This is a genomic window from Winogradskyella haliclonae (assembly GCF_014635865.1).
In the GTDB taxonomy this organism is placed as follows: Bacteria; Bacteroidota; Bacteroidia; order Flavobacteriales; family Flavobacteriaceae; genus Winogradskyella; species Winogradskyella haliclonae.
This window is the reverse complement of sequence record NZ_BMDQ01000001.1, coordinates 430,523-456,091: the sequence shown is the minus strand read 5'-3', so window position 1 is coordinate 456,091 and position 25,569 is coordinate 430,523. Positions and strand designations below refer to the sequence as shown.

Annotated in this window: 17 protein-coding genes; 6 read left to right on the top strand and 11 right to left on the bottom strand. The window is 34.4% G+C overall.

Annotation, left to right across the window (positions count from 1 at the left end):
- Positions 1 to 21 precede the first annotated feature (21 nt).
- Positions 22 to 1,794 (top strand): MutS-related protein, encoded by a 1,773-nt coding sequence (locus IEV10_RS02060; protein WP_188373032.1) that lies wholly within the window; start codon positions 22 to 24, stop codon positions 1,792 to 1,794.
- A gap of 61 nt (positions 1,795 to 1,855) precedes the next feature.
- Here the strand turns inward: IEV10_RS02060 and rpmA are convergent, their stop codons facing one another.
- Positions 1,856 to 2,116: a 50S ribosomal protein L27 gene (gene rpmA, locus IEV10_RS02055; RefSeq protein WP_188373031.1), complete on the bottom strand. Its 261-nt coding sequence runs from the start codon at positions 2,114 to 2,116 to the stop codon at positions 1,856 to 1,858.
- A 39-nt stretch (positions 2,117 to 2,155) separates the two neighbouring features.
- Complete coding sequence (gene rplU, locus IEV10_RS02050; protein WP_188373030.1) at positions 2,156 to 2,851, bottom strand: 50S ribosomal protein L21; 696 nt, start codon at positions 2,849 to 2,851, stop codon at positions 2,156 to 2,158.
- 301 nt (positions 2,852 to 3,152) lie between these two features.
- On the opposite strand from rplU, the gene IEV10_RS02045 reads away from it, so the two are divergent.
- Both IEV10_RS02045 and IEV10_RS02040 read left to right on the top strand, forming a co-directional pair.
- Entirely contained in the window at positions 3,153 to 4,490 is a 1,338-nt protein-coding gene (locus IEV10_RS02045; RefSeq protein WP_188373029.1) for a M16 family metallopeptidase, read from the top strand.
- Between the two features lie 10 nt (positions 4,491 to 4,500).
- Positions 4,501 to 6,579: an insulinase family protein gene (locus IEV10_RS02040; protein WP_188373028.1), complete on the top strand. Its 2,079-nt coding sequence runs from the start codon at positions 4,501 to 4,503 to the stop codon at positions 6,577 to 6,579.
- Between the two features lie 52 nt (positions 6,580 to 6,631).
- On the opposite strand, the gene IEV10_RS02035 is transcribed toward IEV10_RS02040, so the two are convergent.
- Positions 6,632 to 7,510 (bottom strand): DMT family transporter, encoded by an 879-nt coding sequence (locus tag IEV10_RS02035; protein WP_188373027.1) that lies wholly within the window; start codon positions 7,508 to 7,510, stop codon positions 6,632 to 6,634.
- Between the two features lie 89 nt (positions 7,511 to 7,599).
- Here IEV10_RS02035 and IEV10_RS02030 point away from each other — a divergent pair, with 89 nt between their 5' ends.
- The gene (locus tag IEV10_RS02030) at positions 7,600 to 8,127 is read left to right on the top strand and encodes a cation transporter (RefSeq protein ID WP_188373026.1); all 528 of its coding nucleotides are present in this window, start codon (positions 7,600 to 7,602) and stop codon (positions 8,125 to 8,127) included.
- Positions 8,128 to 8,179: 52 nt separating this feature from the next.
- Here the strand turns inward: IEV10_RS02030 and IEV10_RS02025 are convergent, their stop codons facing one another.
- The 3 genes from IEV10_RS02025 to IEV10_RS02015 form a co-directional block, all read right to left on the bottom strand.
- Entirely contained in the window at positions 8,180 to 8,542 is a 363-nt protein-coding gene (locus IEV10_RS02025) for a hypothetical protein (protein ID WP_229719564.1), read from the bottom strand.
- Positions 8,543 to 8,605: 63 nt separating this feature from the next.
- Entirely contained in the window at positions 8,606 to 10,015 is a 1,410-nt protein-coding gene (locus tag IEV10_RS02020; RefSeq protein ID WP_188373024.1) for a DUF5689 domain-containing protein, read from the bottom strand.
- A 30-nt stretch (positions 10,016 to 10,045) separates the two neighbouring features.
- Positions 10,046 to 12,907 carry a TonB-dependent receptor gene (locus IEV10_RS02015; RefSeq protein WP_188373023.1) on the bottom strand — a complete coding sequence of 954 codons (2,862 nt, stop codon included), beginning with the start codon at positions 12,905 to 12,907 and terminating at the stop codon, positions 10,046 to 10,048.
- 136 nt (positions 12,908 to 13,043) lie between these two features.
- Here IEV10_RS02015 and IEV10_RS02010 point away from each other — a divergent pair, with 136 nt between their 5' ends.
- Positions 13,044 to 14,105 carry an endonuclease/exonuclease/phosphatase family protein gene (locus tag IEV10_RS02010; protein ID WP_188373022.1) on the top strand — a complete coding sequence of 354 codons (1,062 nt, stop codon included), beginning with the start codon at positions 13,044 to 13,046 and terminating at the stop codon, positions 14,103 to 14,105.
- 69 nt (positions 14,106 to 14,174) lie between these two features.
- Here the strand turns inward: IEV10_RS02010 and IEV10_RS02005 are convergent, their stop codons facing one another.
- From IEV10_RS02005 to IEV10_RS01985, 5 genes are read right to left on the bottom strand one after another with little or no spacing between them, the layout of a single operon-like run.
- On the bottom strand, positions 14,175 to 14,612 hold the full coding sequence (locus IEV10_RS02005; RefSeq protein WP_188373021.1) for a hypothetical protein: 438 nt from the start codon (positions 14,610 to 14,612) through the stop codon (positions 14,175 to 14,177).
- Positions 14,613 to 14,664: 52 nt separating this feature from the next.
- On the bottom strand, positions 14,665 to 17,016 hold the full coding sequence (gene pbpC, locus IEV10_RS02000; RefSeq protein ID WP_188374171.1) for a penicillin-binding protein 1C: 2,352 nt from the start codon (positions 17,014 to 17,016) through the stop codon (positions 14,665 to 14,667).
- Positions 17,016 to 17,324, bottom strand: a complete 309-nt coding sequence (locus tag IEV10_RS01995) for an antibiotic biosynthesis monooxygenase family protein (protein WP_188373020.1) — start codon at positions 17,322 to 17,324, stop codon at positions 17,016 to 17,018. Before IEV10_RS01995 ends, pbpC begins: the two co-directional genes overlap by 1 nt.
- Positions 17,325 to 17,328: 4 nt before the next feature.
- Positions 17,329 to 22,902, bottom strand: a complete 5,574-nt coding sequence (locus tag IEV10_RS01990; RefSeq protein ID WP_188373019.1) for an alpha-2-macroglobulin family protein — start codon at positions 22,900 to 22,902, stop codon at positions 17,329 to 17,331.
- A 29-nt stretch (positions 22,903 to 22,931) separates the two neighbouring features.
- Positions 22,932 to 23,762 carry an SH3 domain-containing protein gene (locus IEV10_RS01985; RefSeq protein ID WP_188373018.1) on the bottom strand — a complete coding sequence of 277 codons (831 nt, stop codon included), beginning with the start codon at positions 23,760 to 23,762 and terminating at the stop codon, positions 22,932 to 22,934.
- 236 nt (positions 23,763 to 23,998) lie between these two features.
- On the opposite strand from IEV10_RS01985, the gene amaB reads away from it, so the two are divergent.
- Entirely contained in the window at positions 23,999 to 25,552 is a 1,554-nt protein-coding gene (gene amaB, locus IEV10_RS01980; protein WP_188373017.1) for an L-piperidine-6-carboxylate dehydrogenase, read from the top strand.
- The last annotated feature ends 17 nt before the right edge of the window (positions 25,553 to 25,569 follow it).

The following is a 25,569-nucleotide window of genomic DNA, read 5'->3' as shown; positions in this document are numbered from 1 at the left end:
TTTCTGCTTTGTTAGAATATTATGCAGAACCCTTTAAAATTTTATAAAAATCAATTAGAAAACCATCAAGCCAAAGCTCGAGACTTATTTAAAACACTGAGCTTGTATAGTCTGCTGAGACTTACTGTTTTTGTAGTTACAACAATTGGTATATACTTTACGTTTGAGCAATGGCAATTAGCTACAGGCATAGCTATTTTTGGGATTGCTATTTTCCTGTTTTTATTGTCTAAATACACGGACTTAAAATCCGAAAGAGCGCGTTACAAGCGTTTAGTAAAAATCAATGAAGAAGAGATTGCAATTGCATCAGGAGATTTCCACAAAAGAGAGGATGGGTCTAAATTTCAGAATCCAAAGCATTTCTATAGTTTAGATATAGACTTATTTGGCAGAGGATCGTTTTTTCAGTTTATAAATAGAACTACCATAAAAGAAGGAACACAAAAGCTTGTTGATTTTTTATTAGCAAATACAATTACTGAAATTCCTAAACGTCAAGAAGCGATAAAAGAATTGTCTGGACAGGCAGAGTGGCGGCAAAATTATACAGCTATTGCTCAAGGTGTAGAGGTGGAACATTCCGCCAATACTATTATAAAATGGTTACAGCATTACAAACCATTTTTGAGTAAGACCTGGTTTGTAATAACCATAGGGTTTAGTATAGCCTCTTTGATTATTCTATGCTTGGCTATAACAGAAATGATACCTGTCGAATCTTTATTGTATTGGTTGTTATTAGGCCTCGGACTTACAGGACGTTATTTAAAACAGATAAATAGTATTTCTCAACAAACCTCAAGAGCCAAAGACACATTTAGGCAATATGCTTTGCTATTACATGAGATTGAAATCGCTACTTTTTCTTCAGATTTATTAAAAGAACAACAAAGCAGAATTGAACTGGAGGGTAGGAAAGCCTCAGAGATATTTTCTAAATTTTCTAAACATATAGATGCCTTAGATAATAGAAACAATTTGCTTTCAGCCATTTTTGGAAATGGGTATTTTCTCTGGGATATAAGACAGACCTATTATATTGAACAGTGGATTAAAACCTATGCCGATAAGGTCGAAGACTGGTTTGAGGTTGTCACCTTTTTTGATGCTTATAACAGCTTAGGAAATTACGGGTTTAACCATCAAACATTCTCTTATCCAGAAATCATAGAAACAAAACACACCATTCTGGCTCAAAATTTAGGACATCCGCTATTAGAACCAAACAAACGTGTGGATAGTAATTTAGACTTGCAGCAAGAGCAATTCTTTATTGTTACAGGTGCAAACATGGCTGGAAAAAGTACCTTTTTAAGAACAGTAGCCTTACATATCGTTATGGCAAATGTTGGACTGCCAGTTTGTGCAAAAAGCAGTAGATACAAACCAATTAAGCTCATTACAAGTATGCGAACAACAGATTCGCTTACGGATGATAGCAGTTATTTCTTTAGCGAACTCACCCGCTTAAAATTTATTGTAGATACTATTGAAAAAGACAATAACTACTTCATCATATTAGATGAAATTTTAAAAGGTACTAACAGTACAGATAAAGCGATAGGCTCGAGAAAATTTGTGGAAAAATTAGTGAAGCTTAACGCCACTGGAATTATAGCTACGCACGACTTAAGTCTTACAGAAATCGAAGCGGAGTTAGAAGCCGTTAAAAATTACTTTTTTGATGCACAGATTGTTAATGATGAACTTTATTTCGATTACAAACTCAAGCAAGGGGTTTGCCAAAACATGAATGCAAGCTTTTTATTGAAGAAGATGGAGATTGTTTAAAAAACAAAAAGCCCTTTCTAGAAATAGAAAGGGCTTTTATAAAATTATAAAGAGTGTTTGATTAAGCTTTAAAAGGCTCAATAGAAACATAAGACTTGTTGTCTTTTTTCTTTGTAAATTTTACAATACCATCAACTTTAGCATGTAAAGTGTGGTCTTTTCCTTGGTATACGTTTTCACCTGGGTGATGCGTGTTACCACGTTGTCTAATGATAATGTTCCCCGCGATAGCAGCTTGACCACCAAATATCTTAACACCTAAGCGTTTCGATTCTGATTCTCTACCGTTTTTCGAACTACCAACTCCTTTTTTATGAGCCATTGTCTTAAGGTTTTATAGTGTTATACTTAAGTGTTAAGCTTACGCTTTACCACCATCTAATTCGTCTTGCCATTTTTTAAGCTCGTCCCACTTACCATCAGCAGCTAATTTAGCTTGCTTTGGCCAAGTATCTGTAACATGGTTACCACGAACTCCTGCGATAATCTCAGAAATTTTAGCTGGCTTAGCTTTAGCTAAATCAGCAAAAGTAGCAATACCTGCTTCTACTAAAGTAGATGCAATCTTTGGTCCAATACCTTCAATTTTCTTTAAATCATCAGCTTTACCTGTTGCTTTTTTAGCAGCTGGTTTTGCAGCAGCCTTTTTAGGTGCAGCTTTTTCAGCTTTAGGAGCAGCAGCCTTTACTTCTGCTTTAGGCTCAGCTTTTTTAGTTTCTTTTTTTGGAGCTGCTTTTTTAGCTCCAGAAGCTTTAATTCCTTCGATTACGATTTCAGAAAGTGCTTGACGGTGACCATTCTTAACACGGTAACCTTTACGTCTCTTCTTTTTGAAAACAATAACCTTATCACCTTTAAGGTGCTTTAAGACTTTTGCACTTACTTGTGCTCCGTCTATAGCTGGGGCGCCTAAAGTTACCTTGTCACCGTCGCCAATTAAAAGAACGTTATCGAAATTTACTTTCTTCCCTTCTTCTGTAGCTAAACGATTAACAAAAACTTTTTGGTCTTTCTCAACTTTAAATTGATGCCCTGCTATCTCTACAATTGCGTACATAGCGTAACGTTTTTATTAATTTGTTATTCAATAAATTAAGCCTTCTTCTCAGAAAGCGGATGCAAATATACGCTTAAATTCGTAATTCACAAACGTTTTATTGCTTTTGAAAAACATTTAAAATCCTTGATATCAGCTTTATTGTCACCAAAATCATAAGATAATAGTTGAAAGGCATACTTATTTCACATTTTATTTAGATAAAAAGGCGCATTTGTTCGTTATTTTTGTGTGAATTGCTGTAACAAATAGTTATTAGACAAGACAAACACTTGAAACTTTATACTTAAAAAACACAAAAATGAAAAAAAACTTATTAAGTCTAGCACTTTTGATGTTTGTAGGATACTTATCCACAGCGCAAGAGGTAGAATTTGAAGAATTTGATTTGGATAACGGATTGCATGTAATCCTTCACCAAGACAATTCTGCACCTATTATTAGTGCAGGATTTATGGTTGATGCAGGAGGTAAAGATTTAGGAGGAAATAACAACCCTGAACGTACAGGTTTTGCCCATTTCTATGAGCACCTTCTAGCCTCTGGACCAACAAAAAATATAGAAAAAGGAACTTGGAGGAAAATCAGAGCAGCTAGAGGAGGTAATGGTAATGCCACGACTTCTTTAGACAGAACTTTTTATTATCAAACTTTTCCATCAAACAATTTAGAATTGGCCTTATGGATGGATTCTGAGCGCTTATTACACCCAATAGTAGATCAAGATGCTGTTGACACTCAAAACGAAGTTGTAAAAGAAGAAAAGCGTTTGCGTTACGATAACTCAGCCTATGGTCAAATTCTATTTGCAATAAACGAGAATTTATTCACCAAACATCCATACAAAAATAAGAATATTGGTGAAATGGAACATTTGGATGCAGCTACTTTAAAAGAGTTTCAAGATTACTTTAAAAAGTGGTACGTTCCGAGCAACATGGTATATGTGCTTGCAGGAGATTTTGATACCGATGAAGCTAAAAAAATGATTAAAGAATATTTCAGTGCTATACCTAAAGGAGATAAGCCTGTTAGAAATTTCCCAAAAGAAAGTCCAATTACAAAAACTAGAAAAGCTAAGTTCTACGATTCTAATATTCAATTGCCAGCAATAGTAGCGGCTTATCGCACACCTCCTCAAATAGAACGAGATAATTATGTGCTAACTATGATTTCCTCTTATTTAAGTGCTGGAAAAAGTTCTGTACTTTACAAAAAAATGGTAGATCAACAAAAGCAAGCTTTAGCTGTGCAAGCAGTTAATTTAAGTCAAGTAGATGGTGGTATTTATGCTTTATTTGCATTGCCTTTAGGTGATGTTACATTAAAGAATTTATTAGCAGAAATGGATGAAGAAATTGTAAAATTACAAACCGAATTGATTTCTGAAAGAGATTATCAAAAGCTTCAAAATCAGTTCGAAAATCAATTTGTGAATTCCAATTCTAGTATTCAAGGTATTGCAAGTTCTTTGGTGACTAATTACTTGTTATATGGAGACACTAATCTCATTAATACACAAATTGATATTTATCGTTCTATCACACGCGAAGACATTCAATCTGTTGCAAAGAAGTATTTAAATCCTAACCAACGCGTTGAAATAGAGTATTTACCTAAGAATGATTCTAATGATTAATAAAAAAACCATGAAAACAAAATTATTTTCTTTATTCCTAGCATTAGTATTTAGTCTAGGTATAACTGCTCAAATAGACCGTTCTAAACAACCAGAACCAGGTCCAGCTCCAAAAATTTCAATTGACAAACCTCAAGAGTTTGAATTAAAAAATGGCTTAAAAGTTTTGCTTGTAGAAAATCATAAGTTACCTCGTTTGTCTTATTCGCTTAGAATTGACAATAAACCAGCGGTTGAAGGCAATAAATCTGGTGTTTCTAGTATTTTAAGTGCAATGCTTGGTAATGGTACAACTTCAATTTCTAAAGATGAGTTTAACGAAGAGGTCGATTTCCTTGGTGCTAATATAAGTTTTGGCTCTTCTAGCGCCTTCGCTAGTTGTCTAAGCAAATATGCAGATAGAATTCTAGAATTAATGGCGGATGCAACTAAGAATCCACTTTTAACAGAAGAGGAATTTCAAAAGGAAAAAGATAAGTTAATAGAAGGTCTAAAAACAAATGAAAAATCTGTTTCAACAGCAGCAGGCAGAGTAAGCAATGCTTTATCTTATGGCGTTGCGCATCCTAGCGGAGAATTTACAACCGAAGAGACTGTAAATAATATCACTTTATCAGATGTATTAGCTTATTACGAAACACACTTTAATCCAAAAAACTCTTATTTAGTTGTAATAGGAGATATTGATAAAAAGACCTTAAAAAAATCTGTTGAAAAGAATTTTGGTTCTTGGTCTAACTCTGTGATTGAAGATGTAAATATCGTAGAGCCAATGTCTAATGTGCAACAGACACAAATTAATTTTGTTGACATGCCTAACGCAGTACAGTCTAACATTATTCTTACAAATAATGTAGACCTTAAAATGGGAGATGACGACTATCATGCGGCACTAGTTGCTAATAACATTCTTGGTGGAGGTGCCACGGGTTATTTATTTCAAAACCTAAGAGATGATAAAGCGTATACTTATGGCTCGTATTCTAGTATAGGTGCTTCTAGATTTGGTGCTTCTAGATTTTCAGCTACTGCAGAGGTAAGAAACGAAGTTACTGATAGTTCTGTGGTAGAAATACTTAAAGAAGTAGATAGAATTAGAACAGAGAATGTTGCTCCAGAGACTTTAGAAAGAGCCAAGGCGTCTTACTTAGGAAGTTTCGTTATGGCCTTAGAAAGCCCTCAAACTGTAGCTAATTTTGCAATGAACATTAAGCTTAATAAGCTGCCGAGCGATTATTATGAAAACTATCTCGAAAAAATTAATGCAGTTACTGTAGATGATGTAAAGCGTGCTGCCAAAAAGTATTTTGAGAAGGATAATGCAAGAATAATAGTTGTAGGTAAAGGAAGTGATGTGATACCTAACCTTGAAAAGGTTGGCCTTCCTATTAAATATTACGATAAGTACGCTAGCGCAACAGAAAAGCCAGTATTTTCAAAACCATTACCAGAAGGTTTAACTGCTTCGGACGTTGTTAAAAACTATGTAAAAGCTGTTGGAGGAGAAGCTAAATTAAGAGAGGTTAAATCTACTTTAACTATGGCAGATGTTACAATTACTGGAGCACCTTTCAAGCCAAAAGCTACGATAAAGCAAATGGCACCAAATAAGTTTTCTATGGAAATGAGCATTGAAGGTATGGGAACTATTATGAAGCAAAAGTTTGATGGTAATTCAGGTTATCAAGAACAACAAGGACAAAAAATCCCAATGTCTGATGATGATGTTAATTCTCGTAAAGCTGAAAAAGGTTTATTCCCTGAGTTATATATGGAAGCATCTAATATAGAATTAGAAAGCCTAACAGATGTAAATGGTGTAGACGCTTATAAGATTGTAGTTACTAAAGATGGTAAGTCATCTGTAAAATACTATGCTGCTGATTCAGGCTTATTACTTAGAACCGAAGAGACTAATGAAGCTGCTGGACAATCTATCACTACAGTTACAGATTATTCTGATTATAAAGAAGTGAATGGTGTTATGTTTGCACAAAAAATGAAAATAACTCAAGGGCCTCAAGTTTTTGAGATGGCTATTACAGAAGTAAAGGTTAACGAAGGTGTAACAGCTGAAGATTTTAACTAAGATTAAAATCATTAAATATATTTAAAACCGAAGCCTAATGGCTTCGGTTTTTTTATACCTTTTTTCTATTGGCAATATAAACCCCTGCTAATATAATTAGAGTAGCAATACCTTGTAGTGGTGTAAAATTTTCACCATCAAGCAACCCCCAAATCAAAGCCACTATAGGCATTAAATAGGTGACTGAAGTAGCAAAAACAGGTGTTGATATTTGTATAAGTTTATTGAATAAAACCTTAGCTAAAGCAGTTCCGAAGATGGATAATATAGCAACACAGATTATGGCATTCCATATGGTTTCAGAATTAAATGTTTCAGAAGAAAAGAAGTCCGTAAATAACAAAACAACAAATGCAGGAATAATAATAAACACGTAATTACCAGCAGCAATTGTTAATGGTTTTACATCCTGTAAATAACGCTTAATTATGTTAACATTGGCTGCATACATTAATGTAGAGATGATTATAAAACTGGCATATAGGTAATTCTGATTAGGATTAATTTCGGCCCCTTTAAGAATAAGTAATGCCGTGCCAATAAATCCAATAATAACACCAATAACTTGCCGCTTAGTCGAAGCAATCTTAAAAACCGCAGCTCCCATAAGAATAGTGTTAAGCGGCACAAGAGAGTTTAAAATAGAGGTAATGGAGCTATCAATTTCGGTTTCTGCGATAGCAAATAAAAACGCTGGAAAAAATGACCCTAAAAAACCAGAAATAGCAATCCATTTCCACTGTGTCTTTTTAATGCTTTTTAAACTATTGTATCCAAAAATTAACAAAATAATTCCTGTTAGCACATTACGTAAGCTTCCTATCTGAAAAGGCGTTAATCCAATTAAAGCTTTTTTAATAAGGATGAATGAACTGCCCCAAATCACTGATAGAATAACGAGATAAAGCCACTTAATGTTAATGTTCTTCATAAAGACAGGTTAGCGGTCACAAAATTCGTTAATTATTTTTCAAGAAACCTCGTATTTAGTAGATTTGTTCAAAATAAGATTTTTGACCCATGAAAGTATTTAAAAACATAATAACAATTGCAGTTTTAGCACTAGTTGTTGTTGCATGTAAAAATAATGCTGAACCAGAAGTAAAAACTGTTGAAGTTGCGGTTAGTAAAAAAGATGTAAAACCTACTTTAGACCCTAATGCGACTTATGCAAAGGTCGAATTTAATATTAAAGGAATGACATGTGCTGTTGGATGTGCCAAAACTATTGAAAAGAAAATGGCAAAGATGGAAGGTGTGAAAATGGCAAAAGTAGATTTTGATAAAGAACTAGCCATGGTAGAATTTGATGAAGCTAAAGTGACTCCTAAGTCTTTAAAAGAAGCGGTTTCTAAGGTAAGTGATATCTACGAAGTAAAAGAGATTAAAACGGTAGAAGAGTTTTCGTCTGAGAAAAAATCTGAAGTCAAGAAAGCGTGCAAGGCAGACTGTAAAATGGCATGTTGCAAAGACAAAGCTGCTACTAAAGACAAGATGGCTTGTGCTAAAGATTGTAAGAAAGACTGCTGTAAAACTGAAAAAGCGTAACACTTAAAAAAATAGAACAAATTACGTCGTCCATTGGATGACGTTTTTTGTTTTATATAGCCTGATAAAATATAATAGTTAAAACTATACATGCTATAGGAAACATTACTAATTTCCATTGCTGTACATTGTTTTTTGGGGATTTAGCATTTAATACATTTCTACGTTTACCATTATAACGCATCCAATTTTTTAAGTAAATAAAAAATACACATAATACAGAGAGTATTATGGCTTTTTCTGAGCTTATTTTACCAATATTAAGCTGACTAGCAAAAGCCGCAAAGAAAGATGTTATAAGACCATAAAAAGCGATTTCAACAACATTTACATAGTATAAAGATACTGGCATAGCTTTACGACCTAATTTAGATTTGGTGTAGTTTAAAAATGAGATGTAGAAGTTGTCAAACATAGTTGTAAAAATAAAAAACCGCATCTAATTTAGATGCGGTTTAAATTTTTAATACTAACCCTATTACATTGGATTTATTATTTTAACGTCACTTAAATCTATCGTAGTAGATACAGTGGCACCCATACTATCGTAAACAAAAGCTAGTTTTGCCATTCCAGTAATGCCTGAAAGGTCAATTAGGTTTGTTTGGTCATATTCGTTATTAAAGAAACCTGTATTGTCTGGTAAGGCATCAATTTCGTCAGCACCAATTTGAATCCATGTTGCTAATGATGGATCACCAGAATCATAGTCATTAGAATAAAAAGCTGTTAGTGGCTGACCATTGCTAAATGCATCGGCAATCTCTAAAACAAGGCTTTCGTTATCTTGAGCATCAAAATCGAAAGATTCTGAAATTAACCAACTTGTCATTTGAAGAATATTTCCACTTTGGAATGCAGAACCTCTAGCATAAAACTCTCCACCAAAATCTCTTGGATCCCATTCTCTTGTTCCAGATGTGTTTTCTACTGTCCAGTTTGCGAAACCGTTGTTAAAATCTTCTTCGAATAGGATATTGAAATCTGCAATATCAAAAGGATCGCAACGTTCTACACTATCAAAATTGATGTCTTCAGGAGAATTAACCACAACATAATAATCATCGCCGAAGAAGGTTCTTGATAATACAGCCGTCATAGAGCCACTGCCAGTTGGTAAATTCAATGATTTGAAATCAGAAAATGTGCTTGTAGCAAAAATACGTGTAGTACTAGAGTTACAACTTTCTAAGATACGTTCAGCATCAAACTGATCTCCAGGCTCAGAAGCAAAACTTAATTGCTGATTTACAGCTTCATCTTTATTGAACTGTACATTAGTGATTTCTATCATTAAGTTGGTTTTGTCTTCTGTAAAATCTTCCAAAGCCAATGGAAGTGGCACTATAGAGGCTACTTCAGTATCTCTTATAATAAATTGATTTTCTTGAGCCGCAGAAATTTTTCCTGGACGTTCACCGTCTAAAGGGCCAAGAGTAACAACACCATTAGAGATAGCAGCTACAAGGCCATTTAGTTTAACATATACTTTACGTCCCACTTCGTAGCGAATAAATAATGGATTAACATCTATAAGTACTCTAATACCTAAAGTTGGATTTTCAGGAGCATCCTGTAAAATTAATTCTTCAAAGTAATTCCCGCCTTCGTCAGAAGAGATAACATAACCTTCTACAAAAATGTCTGCGCCTTCAGCATCAAAGGTTAAAATAGTTTCATCATCGTCATAATCTAATTCACCACCAAAATTATTTTGTTCTTGGGCCAATTGCCCAGTAATTTCACTAATATCTTGAATCACACCCGAGATTACTGGTTGAACAACTGCAGTATTTGGCACATTAAAATCGTCGTCTTCTACACAGCTATTAAAAGCTACTAAGCCTATTAGTAGAAGTATTATTTTATTAATTTTTAAAGTTTTCATTTTGTGTGTATTTTATTTTTCTTTTTTCAATTAAAATCTTACATAAACATTAAGGTAGTACGTGGTACCATTACCAAAGAAATAACGTGAACCAAAAACAGGACCGTTATCTCTTGCTTTATCTTCTCTAATACGTCTAAAGTTAGCTAATCTAGATTGCTCAAAACCACCAGTTCTGTAATCTTGATCAAATACATTATTTATAGTCGCAAAGAAACCAATGAAATAATCATCGACTCTCCAGGATTTACCACCTATAATGTTTACCAACATATAATCATCAAATTGTTCTTGCTTTAATAACTCTTTTGCGAGTACAGGATCAAAATCATTAAATGTATTACCGTCAAAGTCCGATGTAAAGTTAGCAGATCTAGCTAAATTACTAACATCTATATAGGCATTAGAGAAAAAGTTACTCGTTACACCTATATTCCAGAAATCAGGATCTCTATATTCAAAGCCTAGTTGGAAAGCACGCTCTGGACCCCCAGCAACATGAACATCTTTTAGGTTAGTAGTACCATCTCCAAAAGTAAGTGGACCATCTATGTCAACACTAGTTAAATATAGATTTGGATTATTTTGGAATGTATACTGACCAATTGATGCAGCACCTTTAAGTTTTATTGTTGGTGTTACTTGCGCTTCAATACCAACTTCAACACCTACATGACGTCTTTCTACATTAGTAAGTACTTCTTGAACAAAGGCATCACCATTGTCTATACCTAAACCGGCTAAGTCTTCAGTAAAGTAAAATCCAATATCTGTTCCGTTTTTAAACCCTGAATAAAAACCAGTAACTCTGGCTTTTAATATTGGAGAACGGTAAATATAACTTACATCTACAGATTGAATATCTTCACTCTCTAAGCCAATTACTTTAGCATTGGTTTGTCTAGCATTACTAAAAGAACTTCTAATGCCTGGAGCTTTACTAAACATACTCCCGTTAACATCTACTAAATGCTTACCAGTAATCTTGTAAGTAAATCCAGCTTTAACACCATAATTTGTAAAATCTAGCTCATCACTCTTTCCAAAAGAACCATCATTTCCTCCACCTTGAAAATTACCATTTTCGTATAGACCATTTCTTTGATAAGATGTTTTAGAAATATTACCACCTAAGTAAAAATCTATTTTATTGTATTTAAACTGTACTTGTGCAAAAGCACTAGCTACTTCTGCATCAATCTCATAGTTGTACTTGTAACGGTCACCTTCTCTAACAATACGATTAGGATTCCGTACGTCACTTTGCGCAACTTCTTCTAATGTAGAACCAACTGTATTTGCAGTTTCTTCAGCAAAGAAGTCAACATCTAAATAACCTGTTCCGCCAAGTAAATCTTCTATTCTAGCATAGTTTTGACTATTTAAATTTCTGTAGTTTAAAGCAGCATTTAGGCGAATATTTTCAGCTAAATCAGCATCCAATATAGAATTGAAGCTCCATTGCTTATCTTCGACAACATCTGCTTGTATAGCATAAAGAGAATTTCCGCCTTGTGCTAATAAAGATGCATTAGCTTCGTATAATTGATTCCAATTCAATTGTCCATCATTAACAAAAGCTTCTTGTGCTAAGAACGCATTTTGAAAATCAAAAGCAGTTGGATTTGGGTCTTGCAAAAAGAAACTTGGTAAATTTTGATAATACTCTGGAGTAGGGTTACGAGCACCACCAATATAAGCACTTTGATTGCCAAAAGTAACTAAGCGTGTACCGCCATTATCTATACGTGTATTTGCAATTTCACCAAATTGGTAAGCTACATTTGTGTTTAAACGCACTTTATCAGAGATATCCCAATAGTGGTTAAGCATTAAAATAGGCTCTTCAATCTCTCTAATTCTAGAGTTGCGTTGTTCGCCGTTTAACTCTCCCCAAAACGGATTGTATTGTCTTCCTTTTAGTCTATTCACTTCGTCAGTTACAGCTGTAGAACGACCACGTCTGTTTTGAGCATATATACTCGTAAAGTTAATACTATGCTTATCGTTAATACGTTTTTCTACTGCAGCAAAAAATGAATTTGCATCATATAATGTACCGTCTATATAACCTTGATCACCAAAACGCCTAGACAATAACACAGAGTATGACCAGCCATCTTTTAAAAGCCCCGAGCTGTAACTTCCCATGATACGTCCTTGGTAACTTCTGTTGGCAGCAGCATAAGATATACGACCGCCTTTTCTGTATTGTGAGGCACGCATTACAATATTATTAGTACCTGCAAGATCACCAAAATTATAATCATTTGCAGACATCCCCATTGTAAATTCTTGATTACGTTGTACATCATTTAAGCCACCCCAGTTACCCCATTGTGGGCGACCGTTAAACTGCTTGTTCATTTCAATACCATTGATAAGAACTTTACCATTAGCATTGTCTAAACCTCTTGGTCTAAAGAATGTTGCACTAAAGTCAAAAGCTGCGGCACTTAAAAACACATCTCTAGAAGCTTGCAAAAGCCCAGAAATATTATCCGTTAGACCATCATCCTCACTATTTAAGTTGTCATCAGAAATAGAAATAGTGTACAAATCCTTTTTGTCGGTAGGGTCAAAATCTAATGTCATACCAGAGATATCAACGGTTTGACCTTCATTGACGACTATTGGATAACGTTTAGTCTCATAACCTACTTTTTCAATTTTAAGTACTTGCTCTCCAAGAGGGACATTAGCCGAAAAACTAAATTCGCCTTTTGCATCAGTAGTTGTACTTAAATCTGTACCTTCGATAGTTACAGTTACATCAGGAATAGGCTCTCCTGTTGTTCCATCCAAAACGCTACCTTTTACAAGTGTTTGCTGTGCAAAGCTTGTAAGCGAAAAAGCGATTCCAAACAGAAATAGTAAAAAACTTTTTTTCATGCTTAATTCAATATTGATTTTATTTAAGATACCCTTAACGATTTTTTAAAGGCGGACAAAGTTACATTATTTATAATAAATACATACTTTTGGCATCTAAATTGCTATAAACTTTACAATTAGATAATATAAACAAATGAGACCAATAAAATTACTATTAGTTTTAGTTACATTTTCTTTAACATTTAGTGCTTCTGCCCAAAAAGAAAAACGCTTTAAAATACATACCATTGCGTTTTATAATTTAGAAAATCTTTTCGACACCATTAATGATCCTTTAAAGTATGATGAGGCTAGTCCAATGATGGAAATGGCAGCTTCTAATAGAGGCGAAGTATACAAAAAGAAAGTAAAAGGAATGGCAAGAGTTATTGCTGATATCGGTCGTGATCAAAGTAAAAATTCGCCTGCAGTCATCGGTGTTTGCGAAATTGAAAATCGTAAAGTCTTAGAAGATGTGGTAAATGATCCATTACTATTAGGTAAGGATTATGGTATTATACACTTTGATGGTCCAGATGCAAGAAGTATTGATGTGGCATTACTTTATCAAAAAGCGCTATTTCAACCTATAACAACCAGTTCTCATGAGTTAAAAATATTTGATGATCAAACGAAAGAACGAAAATATACTAGAGATCAATTACTGGTAAGTGGTAAATTAGATGGTGATTTAATTCATCTTATTGTTAATCACTGGCCATCACGTAGCGGTGGTGAAGCAAGAAGCAGACCTAAGCGTGTAGCTGCAGCAAAAGTGAATAAACGCATTATTGATTCGTTACAATCTAATGACCCATATGCAAAGATTTTTACGATGGGTGACCTTAATGATGATCCAACAAATGAGAGTGTAAAAAAAGTGCTAAAAGCAAAAGCTAAAAAAAATAAAGTTGGATTAAAAGGGATATACAATCCTTTTGAAAGTATGTTTAAAGACAAAGGTTATGGTACAACAGCTTATCGTGATGCATGGAGTTTATTTGACCAAATTATGGTAACCAAACCTCTTTTAGAAAAAGATTATTCGTCTTTTAGATTTTATAAGGCAGGCATTTATAACAAGCAATATTTAACTAATAAACGCGGGAGATATAAGGGTTATCCATTTAGAAGCTTTGCTAATGGAAGTTACACAGGTGGATTTAGTGATCACTTCCCAGTATACGTATATGTTATAAAAGAAGTAGAAGAATAAGATTCTTTTAATTTTAAATTATAAAAAAGGCTTCAATTCAATTTTTGAAGCCTTTTTTATAATGTGTTTCTAAAACCATTGATTCCAAGGAATCATATATAATACTAGTGCTAATGCTATAGTATAAAAAATTGCAAGCACTTTAAACTTTGGTTTAGATACTAATTTCTTTTTATGTTTAGAGTAGCCAATAGTAACTAAGGCAACTGCAATAATCATGGTAGTAGGATGTTCAACAATAAGCTTTCTTAGAGCATCATTCTTCATGACTTCTCCCATACCACCAACTTGTTCAATAGTAGAAAAGTAATCTTTTAAGAAAAACAGGATGATACCTATGAGTAACTGAATATGCATGGTGATTAATGCAAAAAGCGATATTCTAAAATCTTTTGCATCAAATTCCTTATCACCAAAAAACTTAATAAGTGCATTAAAGGTTGCTAAAACTAAAACAATTAATACCAAATAGGCCCAATAAGAGTGGATAAACTGAACAACTTCCATACGTATATATTTATATTGAGTAGCAAAAATACACATTACGAGTTATAAGTAATTATTCCGAAATAGTTATTTTATGTTTCAATTCGTTTCCGAGCGCATCAACAACTGTAATAAGATGTTCGCCAGGTTGAGGCAAAATGGCCATATCATGAATATTTTTTGTTGCACCAATATATTTTGCATCGACATACCAAAACAATTCTAAATCGGGTTTTGAGTGGGCAACTTTTAAGACTAAATCGTTAGTAGTACCATCAAAATCTTTAGGTAAAAAAATTGTGCTTTGCTGATTAGGATAGATAAATTCCATTTTAGTGGATGCAGCCTTTATACAATCGGTTCTATATGCCGGAAGTTCTTTATAAAACGGATTTTTAGACTTGTAATAATAGGCTTGTAAAGGTGGAAGCGAAAACCAAGCTTGGCTTTTAATGTTTGAGATATCTTCGCAAGATGAATTAATCTGATAACGTCCTGATGCATCCAAATGAACGAGTTTATGAAACGGGCAAGGTGCCGTTTTTTGTCCACTCAGTTGAATATAGTCTTTAATGATATCATTACAGATAGATGATGCACGATAACCACTCTTTTTACAAATATCTACTTCAATCATTTCGTCATAGGGTTTTGCAAACCATTGGCTTTTTGGCAATAAATCAAAAATATCAAATAGAATTGGAGCAGCGGTTTGCACACCAACTAAACCAGGGCGCCCTTCTCCATCCGCATTACCAACCCATACACCAACTACATAATCTGAGGTTGTGCCAATTGCCCATGCATCTCTAAATCCAAAACTCGTTCCTGTTTTCCATGCGATGTCTTGTGCAGAATCGTAAAATTCCCAACTATCATCTTCTTCAGGTCTGTTAACTTGTTTCATACTCTCAAAAGTGAGGTAGGTTGAAGCCGCATCGAAAATGATTTTTTCTTGGGAGGGTTTTCCGAAATCAATAGACGCTATACTTTTAATTATAGGGTCACAAAATTCATTGCTATAATATTGACTACTATTTTCATTAAAATGATTTAATGTTGACGCCATAGCAGCATAACTTTTGCATAAGTCCCAGAGATTACTTTCTGCACCACCTAACACCAAAGACAAGCCATAATGATTAGCGTTGTATTTTAAATCTTTAAGTTCTAGTTGTTTTAGATATTGGTAAAAACGGTCTAAACCAAAGTCTTTAAGCATTCTCACAGCCGGCACATTCAATGAACGAGACAAAGCCCTTTTGGCAGAAACGGCACCATCGTATTGTTTATTAAAATTTTCGGGTTGGTAACTTCCAAATTGTGTTGGGACATCTGGCACTAAAGTATTAGGTAATAAATCTCCAGCATCTAGCATTGAAGCATATAAAAAAGGTTTTAGAATACTGCCTGTACTTCGAGGTTTATCAATAATATCTACTTGATTTTGATGAGCTTTGTCGGTTGGGGAATTACCAATGTAAGTCAATACTTTTCTGGTTTTTACATCTAAAACCAAAACCGAAATATTAAAAATCTCATTTTGTTTTAGCTGATTATAGTGCTGTTTTACAACAGTGTTTCCTTGCTCTTGTAATGCAATATCCAATGTTGTTTTAATTCGCTGACCTTTTTGAGTTTTGGCGATTTTTTGGAGTAAATGTGGTGCGATTTGAGGTAAAGGATATGGCTTTTGAGGTAAGCCTTCAGAAATAGATAATTGATAGGTTAGCTTATCAATTGTGCCATTATCAAACAGTTTTTTCAGTAATCGGTTGCGCTTTTTGAGCAAGCGTTTTTGATTTTTCCCAGGGTAAATAAGACTTGGCGAATTTGGTAAAACTGCTAGTGTAGCACTTTCTGCCCAGGATAAATCCGAAGCATTCCTGTTAAAATAACGCCATGATGCGGCATCTATACCAACGACATTTCCGCCAAAAGGCGCATGACTCACATAGAGATTTAGTATTTCTTCTTTTGAATGCCTAAACTCTAGTCTGGTAGCTAAAATCAATTCTTTCAACTTTTCAAAATACGTGCGTTTTTGGCCTTTTCGAGATAAGCGAATCACTTGTTGGGTAATGGTGCTTCCACCACGCTTTACTTTACCAGAACTTATATTTTGTTTTAAAGCTTTAAAAATTGAAATAGGATTAAAGCCTGGATGTTTGTAAAAATAATCGTCTTCAAAAAGAAGAATGCAGGTTTTAAATTTCTCCGGAATAGTATCCATCTTTGGGAACCGCCATTGTCCATCATCTGCAATTAATGCACCTAATAGCTCATCAGAATTACTAGTGATTACAGTTGCTGTTGGGTCTTTAAATAGTTGCTTTGGTAAACAGAAATAATAAGCAATTAATGCAATAGTTATAATTGCACTTTTAAGTTTATGACGTTTTATGTAAGCAAGAATTTTCAATATTATTTTTCAAATTCATATTCACGTTCTACTCTGCAAATGCGCACCTTATACCAGTTGTACCATTGTTCACGCCCCCTTTGTTGCGCAAATAGATGTTCGGAGTTTTGTTTCCACTGTTTAATAGCTTCTAAACTTTCCCAATAACTTACGGTTATTCCAACAGAGTTTCGAGCACTTTCTATGCCCAAATACCCTTTTTGTGTTTTGGCTAATGTTTCCATTTGATTTGCCATTTCAGAATAACCCACAATGTCTTCAGTCTGAGTTGAGGTAAAAATAACGGCGTAATACGGTTTTTGATTTTGCATATATTTATTTTTCTACTGTGACCCAACGGCCTTTATTTCTAACCAAATAATCATTGTCATACATCGCTTCTGCTTGTGTGCCAGGCAAATAGTAGGTGCCTAAATATGACGCATTCAACATAACAGTAAATGTTTTTGTGCCATGTTTACCTCTTCTATTCATATCAAAATAGAAATTAACGCGGTCGTCTCTAATATCAGTGTATCTCGCTTGACTAACCGTTGTATCACCAAAATCTGTAAATCTTGTATTTACAATATCCCAACCTGATGGAAAAACTTGAGTCAATGCCACATCTTTTACTACCTCGTTATTAAGGTTTGTAATGCTAACCGTTGCCACAAAATCCTGTCCTTGTTGTAATTTTGAAACATCAATTATGTTGCCTTGTAAATCTTTGAAAATTGTAGAAATTGAGAAACCTCGTTTAACCGAAAGCTCTTGTCCTAGTTTTAACTTACCAGAATTTAAAAGGCGGACATAAACCAAATTACCATCTTTATTTTCCAAAGCAATTTCATTTAATCCATCTATAACTGGAATTTTGCGTTGTGCAATTCCGTTTTTAGTAGTTATTGTTTCTGATGTCCCATTCACAGAATAACTAATATTTAAGTCTTTACCTCCATTTTTAGATATCAATTTTCCGATGGATAATAAACTATAAGCTGTAGTTTGCGTACTCATCCAATCGTTGCTTGATAAAGCTTTACCAATAGCTTTTGCTAAATCAACGGCTTTAGGATTGTCTGTAATAAGCATTGTTTCTAGAGCCATTGCACGATTTCTATTTAAAGAGCCATAGGTGTAATAGTTTGATTTTGGAGGCTGGAAATCGATATTTGCTGTTTTAGAAATGGCATTACTAGCTTCTTTTTGCCCCGCTAAAGCATAAGCTGCTGCTAGTCGCCACTTGGCTTCGTTAGAAATTTCGGTAAATTCTCTAAGTCTATTCATACTTGCTAAGTCTGGACTACCAGCTAAGGCCAATGTATATAATCTATAGGCTTGTGCTAAATCACTATTATAGTTTCTATAGCTTGGCCTCCAGTTTCTAGCGGCTTGTTTTTGATAAGCCAACCAATTGCTCTTAAAAGTAAGTGGAAGAACAAAGCCTTTTTTCTCAGCTTCTATCATAAAATGACCAGCATAACTCGTGCCCCAATCGTTAGAGGTGTTTTCGCCAATCCAATAACTCATACCACCATTGGCTTGTTGAAAATGAGATAATCGGTTGATGCCATTTTCAATATTACTCTGAATTTCTTTCTTCTTTTTTGAATCTAAATCAAAAATCTCAGCCAAGAATAATTGAGGGAACACACTAGAAGTTGTTTGTTCTACACAGCCATGAGGATAACGAATTAAGTATGCTAAGCGTTTTGTAAAATCCATTGGAGGTAATGTCGAAAACTCTACTGTTGCGGTATTTGTTCCTGGTACTCCAAAGGTGTTGAATGCTACTTTTTGAGTGGCGTTTGCTTGTAGTTCGACATCAACAATTTTTGAAGAAAAAGGGTTTGGATTTTCAACATCAATCTCAACCTTATAAGTTGATTTTTCGCCATGACCCGAAGCGACTACCTCAATAGTGTTTATCCCTTTTGCTTTAGAGACATCCAATTCAAAATACGTCATTTTTTCATCAGGATTATTAAAGCGAAGCGTTTGAGATGTATTGCCTTTTACTGAAATACCATCACTTAGTTTTACCTCTATGTTGACATTTTTTATTTTGTCTTCCATAGCAAAAACAGTAACAGGAAGTGTCACTTTTTCACCAGGACTTAGCTTACGAGGTAAGCTTGCTAAAACCATTAAGGGTTGTTTAACAGGAACTGTCTTTTCTGCATTTCCATACGCTTCTTCTGCATTATTACCTGCAATAACCATGGTACGAACAGCGCCAACATAATTTGGCATTTTTAACCGATGTGTTTTAGTTTCTTTAGCGTCTAAAATAAAAGGGCCTAAATAGGTGACTACAGGTTTAAAACGATTGGCTTTTTTGTTTTTTCCTTTTGCAGCACTGCCATCACCACCAATAGCAAATACCTGGTCAATACTGCCAGAATAGGCACCGATGACATCATCAAAAATATCCCAAGTCTTAACACCAAGAGCTTCACGAGCATAAAAGCTATCCCATACATTTGGTGTTTTAAATCGGGTTAAGTCTAACAGACCTTCTTCGACTACTGCAATGGTATAAGTCATAGGTTTGTTGTTCTTTTCTGATACTTTTATTTCATAAGAGGCCTCTGGTCTAATTTCGTTTGGCATTGAAATCTCAGGGCTTATTCGTGTTTCGGGATTTTCGACTAGCATCGGAATAACACCGTATAATCTAATTGGTAAATCATTAGATGTCACATCATGAGGTTGCAATAATGAAATATTAATAAACACATTTGGCGCCATAGCTTCTGTTACGGGAATGTCTATTGTTGTTTCTCCAGATGTTGTTGCTACCCATTGGTAATCGATAACTTCAGTTCCGTTTTCAATACTTACCAAAGCACGACCTTCACTTCCTGAAGGGAAGGTTAATTTTGCGATTTCACCAACATTGTAATTGTCTTTGTCTGTTGAGAATACTAGCATTTTTGCTACATCTTTATCTGAAGACGGTGCACTTTGCCACCAATTTTTATAAAAATATGCTGTGCGACCAGTTGCATGACCACTTTTAGGGTCTAGAATTCTAATTAGATAGCGACCACGTTGATGGTCTGGAATGTTGAGCTTAAAGTTTGCTTTGCCATTTTTATCTGTGTTGATAGTAAATTGCTGAATTGGTCTATGATAATTACTAGACACATAACTCGATAGATTATCGTAAGAAGAGTTCCACCACCAACGCCATTCAACTTTATAAACCTTCACTTCAAGATTTTTACGTTCAATAGGTTTCCCATCTGAATTGACAGTTGCAATATCAAACGTATGATTTTCATCCGTAAAATAGGATCCGTAATTATTACCTTCTGGAGATTGAAGCCCTACAAAACTTTCATAAGGCGCATAAGGCATTGTAAATGAATCAAGTGAAAAATCACCACCATTTTCAAAAGCTCTTACAAGAAATTGTGCATTAAGCATGCCTGGTGCATTCTTGCCAATATTAAGTTTACTATTAATTTCTGTGTTGCCTTTTGCATCGAGATTACCCTCAAAGACTATAGTTTCCTCACTAGTGAAATTTCGAGTGGGGTCATTAAAAACATAATTTTTATACCCATTAAAACTTGTTCTTTTCGTTGTAAATTTTGCTTTTACTTCAGCTTTGATATTTTTTGCTGGTGCTCCGTGAAGCCATGCTACATTTAAATCGCCTTTAAGTGGTGTATTGTTAGTTAGAATTTCATCTTCAAAATCTATTTTAATCTTTAGACGATTAGGTTTTACAGTTTCAATTTTTAATGTTTTAGTAAATGTAGCACCACCAACAGATACTTTGGCATAATAGTTTCCGGTTTTGTAACCTGTTGACGTAGGTACAGTAAAATTGTAGAAATGATTCACGTTATCTATTGACACGTGACGATGTACTAATTTGCCAACTGGATCTGTGATTTCTAGTTTTACCGGGTGACGTTTTGGGAGTTTGTTGGCATTATCATTTAGTACAAAAGTTAGAAACAAACTATCTCCCGGACGCCAAACACCACGCTCGCCATAAATATAACCTTTGAGTCCCCGTTGCAAGCGTTTACCAGAGACATCAAACTTACTAAGAGATAAAGAATTTCCGTCTAAAAGCTTTACGTAACTCGTACTTGTGCCTTTAGAAATTATAGCAAATGCAGCACGCTTTTCAGTTTTAAGTTCTGCAACGCCATCAAGGTTTGTAATCCCTTTTACAAGCAATTGTTGTTGAAAATTATATAGGCTAACATTAACACCTGCTTCCGGCTTAGTATTTAAAATATTAGTAACGGCAAGCAAATAATTATTAGCATTTCCTTTTTTAGCAATAACACCTAAATTAGAGCCTATTAAATTTTGCGCAACCACACGATTTGAATAATTGTAATACGAGTCAGTACATGGATTATCTTTATCTCGCCAACGGTAATTATTACTTCTGTAATTGTAGGTGATATTATCCCAATACTCTTCTTCTAAGCGGTTTTGATCTTCTTCGGAAATATCCTCTGAGGCGTAGTAATCGTCTTCATAATAATCGTCATAGTAGTCCTCTTCATCGGATGATTCTGATGGCGAATTTGCTTCACAATCGTATAGTGAATACTCTTTTTTAAAGCTTAACTCAACACGATAAATGGCACCAACGTCAGCCGTAAAATAGTTTGATAAATCGATGCTGTATGCGCTCCATTTCCCTGTGTTTTGAGCTTCTTCTTCAATTAGTGTAATGGTTTGTTTTGCAATGCGTCGACCGACATTTCTTATGCCATATTTGTTGTTGCTATTTATGTTATTGGTTTGTAGAAATTGAAGCACGTTGTCTTCATAAATCTTTATAATTCTTACATCAACTTTGCTCAAATTAACAGCCTCGAAATTAAATTTTAGCTCTTTAGAATTCGGAAGAATAGTGCCGTTACTTAATAAACGAACCTCAGGTTTTAGAGATTCAAAAGTAAGACGCTCTGAGAAACTGTTTTTTAATTTAAAATCATCCGTATTTGTTATTCCAGTATAGACATCGACCTGAATGTCACCAACCAATTTTGTGTCTGGATAAACTTTTAAAACATTACCATTAACTACATATTTTGGGTTTTTCACATTTTGTATACTAACTAATCCTGAAAAATTTTGCTGCTTTTTTAAAGGATCAGAAAAATTGATGGACAAGTATTGTTCAGGAGATTGAAATACTTCGGTATTAATAATTGTGAAGTTATTTTTTCCAGGAATTGCAATAGAATTTTCACCTTCATTTTCTGCATCTATAGCATCTCCATCCCATTTTACATCTATCTTACTATCTTCTACTAAACGCCTTATACTGTCAATTTTAAATTCAAAATATTTTGAATTCTCAGAAGCTTCATTCCATACTAGTTTTAAATCATTTCCATTTTGAGAAGCAGAAACCAGCTTTTTAGCATCGTTTAAATTAATGACATCTGCAGAGCGTAAATACGCTGAGACGTACTGCCACTCTTTACTGTATGATTGTAAATCTGAAGTCGTAATCGCAAAGCCAGGCGTTATAGTTTTAAACTGAAATTTGTATGAATTAAATTCTTTAGGAATTTTTTTGAAAATGTTGTCCAAATTCACCGTTACGGTATACTCTGTGTCTGGCTCTAAAGGTTCATCAGGCGTAAATAATAAGGTCGTTTTATTGAGGGCTTGTAATTTACCTTGAACAAATGGCTTTAATTTTATCAAATCAACATCTAAGTCTTGCCCTATGTCCCAGTCGCTAACTTCATCTGCCAAGAAAATCTTTATGGGTTCAATTACCGATACACGACCAGAAGTTGTGTAACTTATATAGTCTTTAAACTTAAAGATATTATTGGTTTCTGTTGATTTGTCTTTACAAGAAACAGCTAAGAATGCGAAGATTATAAGGGCGAAGACTTTGTTGATTTTCATGATTCAATGGATTTCTATGTTACTATAACTTACGACGCTTTGCTTAAAGGTAATTCAAAGATTATAATTTTTTCAGTTTTATAACCATCAATATCCGTCATGATAACTTTAAGCTCAATTTGGCTAGGAACAATAGTGTAGGATGACGTTTTTTCAAGGTTTAAAGTTGAATATAATTTTGCTTCATCAATAGCTCCGAAACGTTTAGAGTCTTTTTTAGATAAGGTCGCTGTTTTAAAGATGTTGCCTTTAGCAAATTCTAGTTGCAAGGGTTTCCAACTTGATGTGTAATGTTGATAATCTGTAAGCGACACATCGCCCTCTTTTGACTTTACTACAATACTATTTCTGTGGCGTTGTAATACTTCTATGGTTCTGTAATTTTGATGATGTTTTATTTTAAGATACCTGTTTTCTAAAGATGCATTAGTATTAATTTTGAATACAGGCATCACAGTTTCATTTTCTACAACTGGCAATTGCACTTTCACATTGGCGTGTAATTTATCAATATAAATGGTAAATGCATCGCCAGTTATTTTTAGAGGTTGCTCTATTTTTTCATCGGTTAAGAAACCATTAAAAACATAACCTCCTTCAAAGTATTCACCTACCGCAGGTCCTTTTATTTTAACCCATTTACCAGATACTTTTTTATTGCTATCCTTTACATCCATGTGTAAATTGGTCTGTTCGATAACTTCTACTGCTGTACCATAATCTAATATACCTATTTTAGTGGCACCTTGATTAGGTTGTTCTCTAATTACTAATCCATTTTCCGCTGAAACGTACTGGATGTCTTGGGCTTGTGCTATGCTAACCGCAAAGCAAACCACTGCTAAAATTCTTAAATGCATAATATTTTGGATTTTAATTAATACTGATTCTCATCGTATATGAGAATTCCTTAAAATCAAGATGTAGGCCTATTCTTGTTAATATAGTTACGTTGCTATTTTAACATTTAGATTTTAGCCTCTTGTTAAACTGTTCTTAAATTTTGTTGGGCTTTATCAAAGCAAAAGACAACTTTAAAAGCAACAATTTATTGTTATCTTCGCCGAAAATAATTAGACAAAAAAATCAATATAATATGGGAACAGTAGCTACTGATTTCGGAATAAAAGATGCCCTCGAGAAATTGGGTGTTAAAGCTATAAACTATGGAACTTCTACGGGTTCTGAAAATTTTTCTAATGGCGACATAATTGAATCATACTCACCAGTAGATGGCGAGTTAATCGGAAAAGTTAAAACGACAACGAGAGCAGATTATAATCGCGTTATGGATGCTGCAACAAAAGCTTTTAAGTCTTGGAGAGATGTACCAGCACCTGTTCGTGGAGAAGTGGTGCGACAGTTTGGAAATAAACTAAGAGAATTAAAAGAACCTTTAGGTAAATTAGTTTCTTATGAAATGGGCAAATCATTACAAGAAGGTTATGGCGAAGTGCAAGAAATGATTGATATCTGTGATTTTGCAGTGGGCTTGTCTAGACAATTAAATGGACAGACTATTCCATCTGAGCGTCCAGGACATGTTATGAGAGAACAATGGCATCCAATAGGTGTTGTTGGGATTATTTCTGCATTTAATTTCCCTGTTGCTGTTTGGGCTTGGAACACAGCTTTGGCTTGGATTTGTGGTGATGTATGTGTTTGGAAAGCTTCAGAAAAAGCACCTTTATGTTCAGTGGCTTGTCAAAATATTATTGCCGATATCTTAAAAGAAAATAATTATCCAGAAGGGATTTCTTGTATTATTAATGGAGACTATAAAGTAGGAGAGTTTTTAACTACTGATGCTAGAATTCCTTTAGTTTCTGCCACAGGTTCTACTAGAATGGGACGTATTGTTGGTGCAACAGTTGCAGAGCGTTTTGGAAAATCCTTGTTAGAATTAGGTGGAAACAATGCAATTATCATTACACCATCTGCAGATTTAAAAGTGGTTGTTCCTGGTGCTGTATTTGGAGCTGTAGGTACTTGTGGTCAGCGTTGTACAAGCACACGTCGTTTAATTATTCACGAATCTGTTTATGACAAAGTACGTGATGCCATTGTTGGTGCTTATGGGCAGTTGACAATTGGTAATCCTTTAGATGAAACCAATCATATAGGGCCGTTAATAGATAAAGATGCAGTAAACACCTATTTATATGCTATTGAAAAAGCAAAAGCTGAAGGCGGAAATGTGTTAGTAGAAGGTGGCGTTTTAGAAGGTGAAGGTTATGAGTCTGGATGCTATGTAAAGCCAGCAATTATTGAAGCTGAGAATCATTTTGAAATTGTACAACACGAAACTTTTGCACCAATATTATATTTAATGAAATATTCAGGTGAGATTGAGAATGCCATTGAAAAACAAAATGGTGTGGCTCAAGGATTATCTTCAGCAATAATGACTAACGAAATGAAGGAAGCCGAAAAATTCTTATCATATGCAGGTTCTGATTGTGGTATTGCAAACGTAAACATAGGAACTTCTGGTGCTGAAATCGGAGGTGCATTTGGTGGAGAAAAAGAAACTGGTGGTGGACGTGAGTCTGGCTCTGACGCATGGAAAGTCTATATGCGCAGACAAACGAATACAATTAATTATTCGGATCAATTGCCTTTAGCTCAAGGTATTAAGTTTGATTTGTAAAAAACAGTCAAAGTATA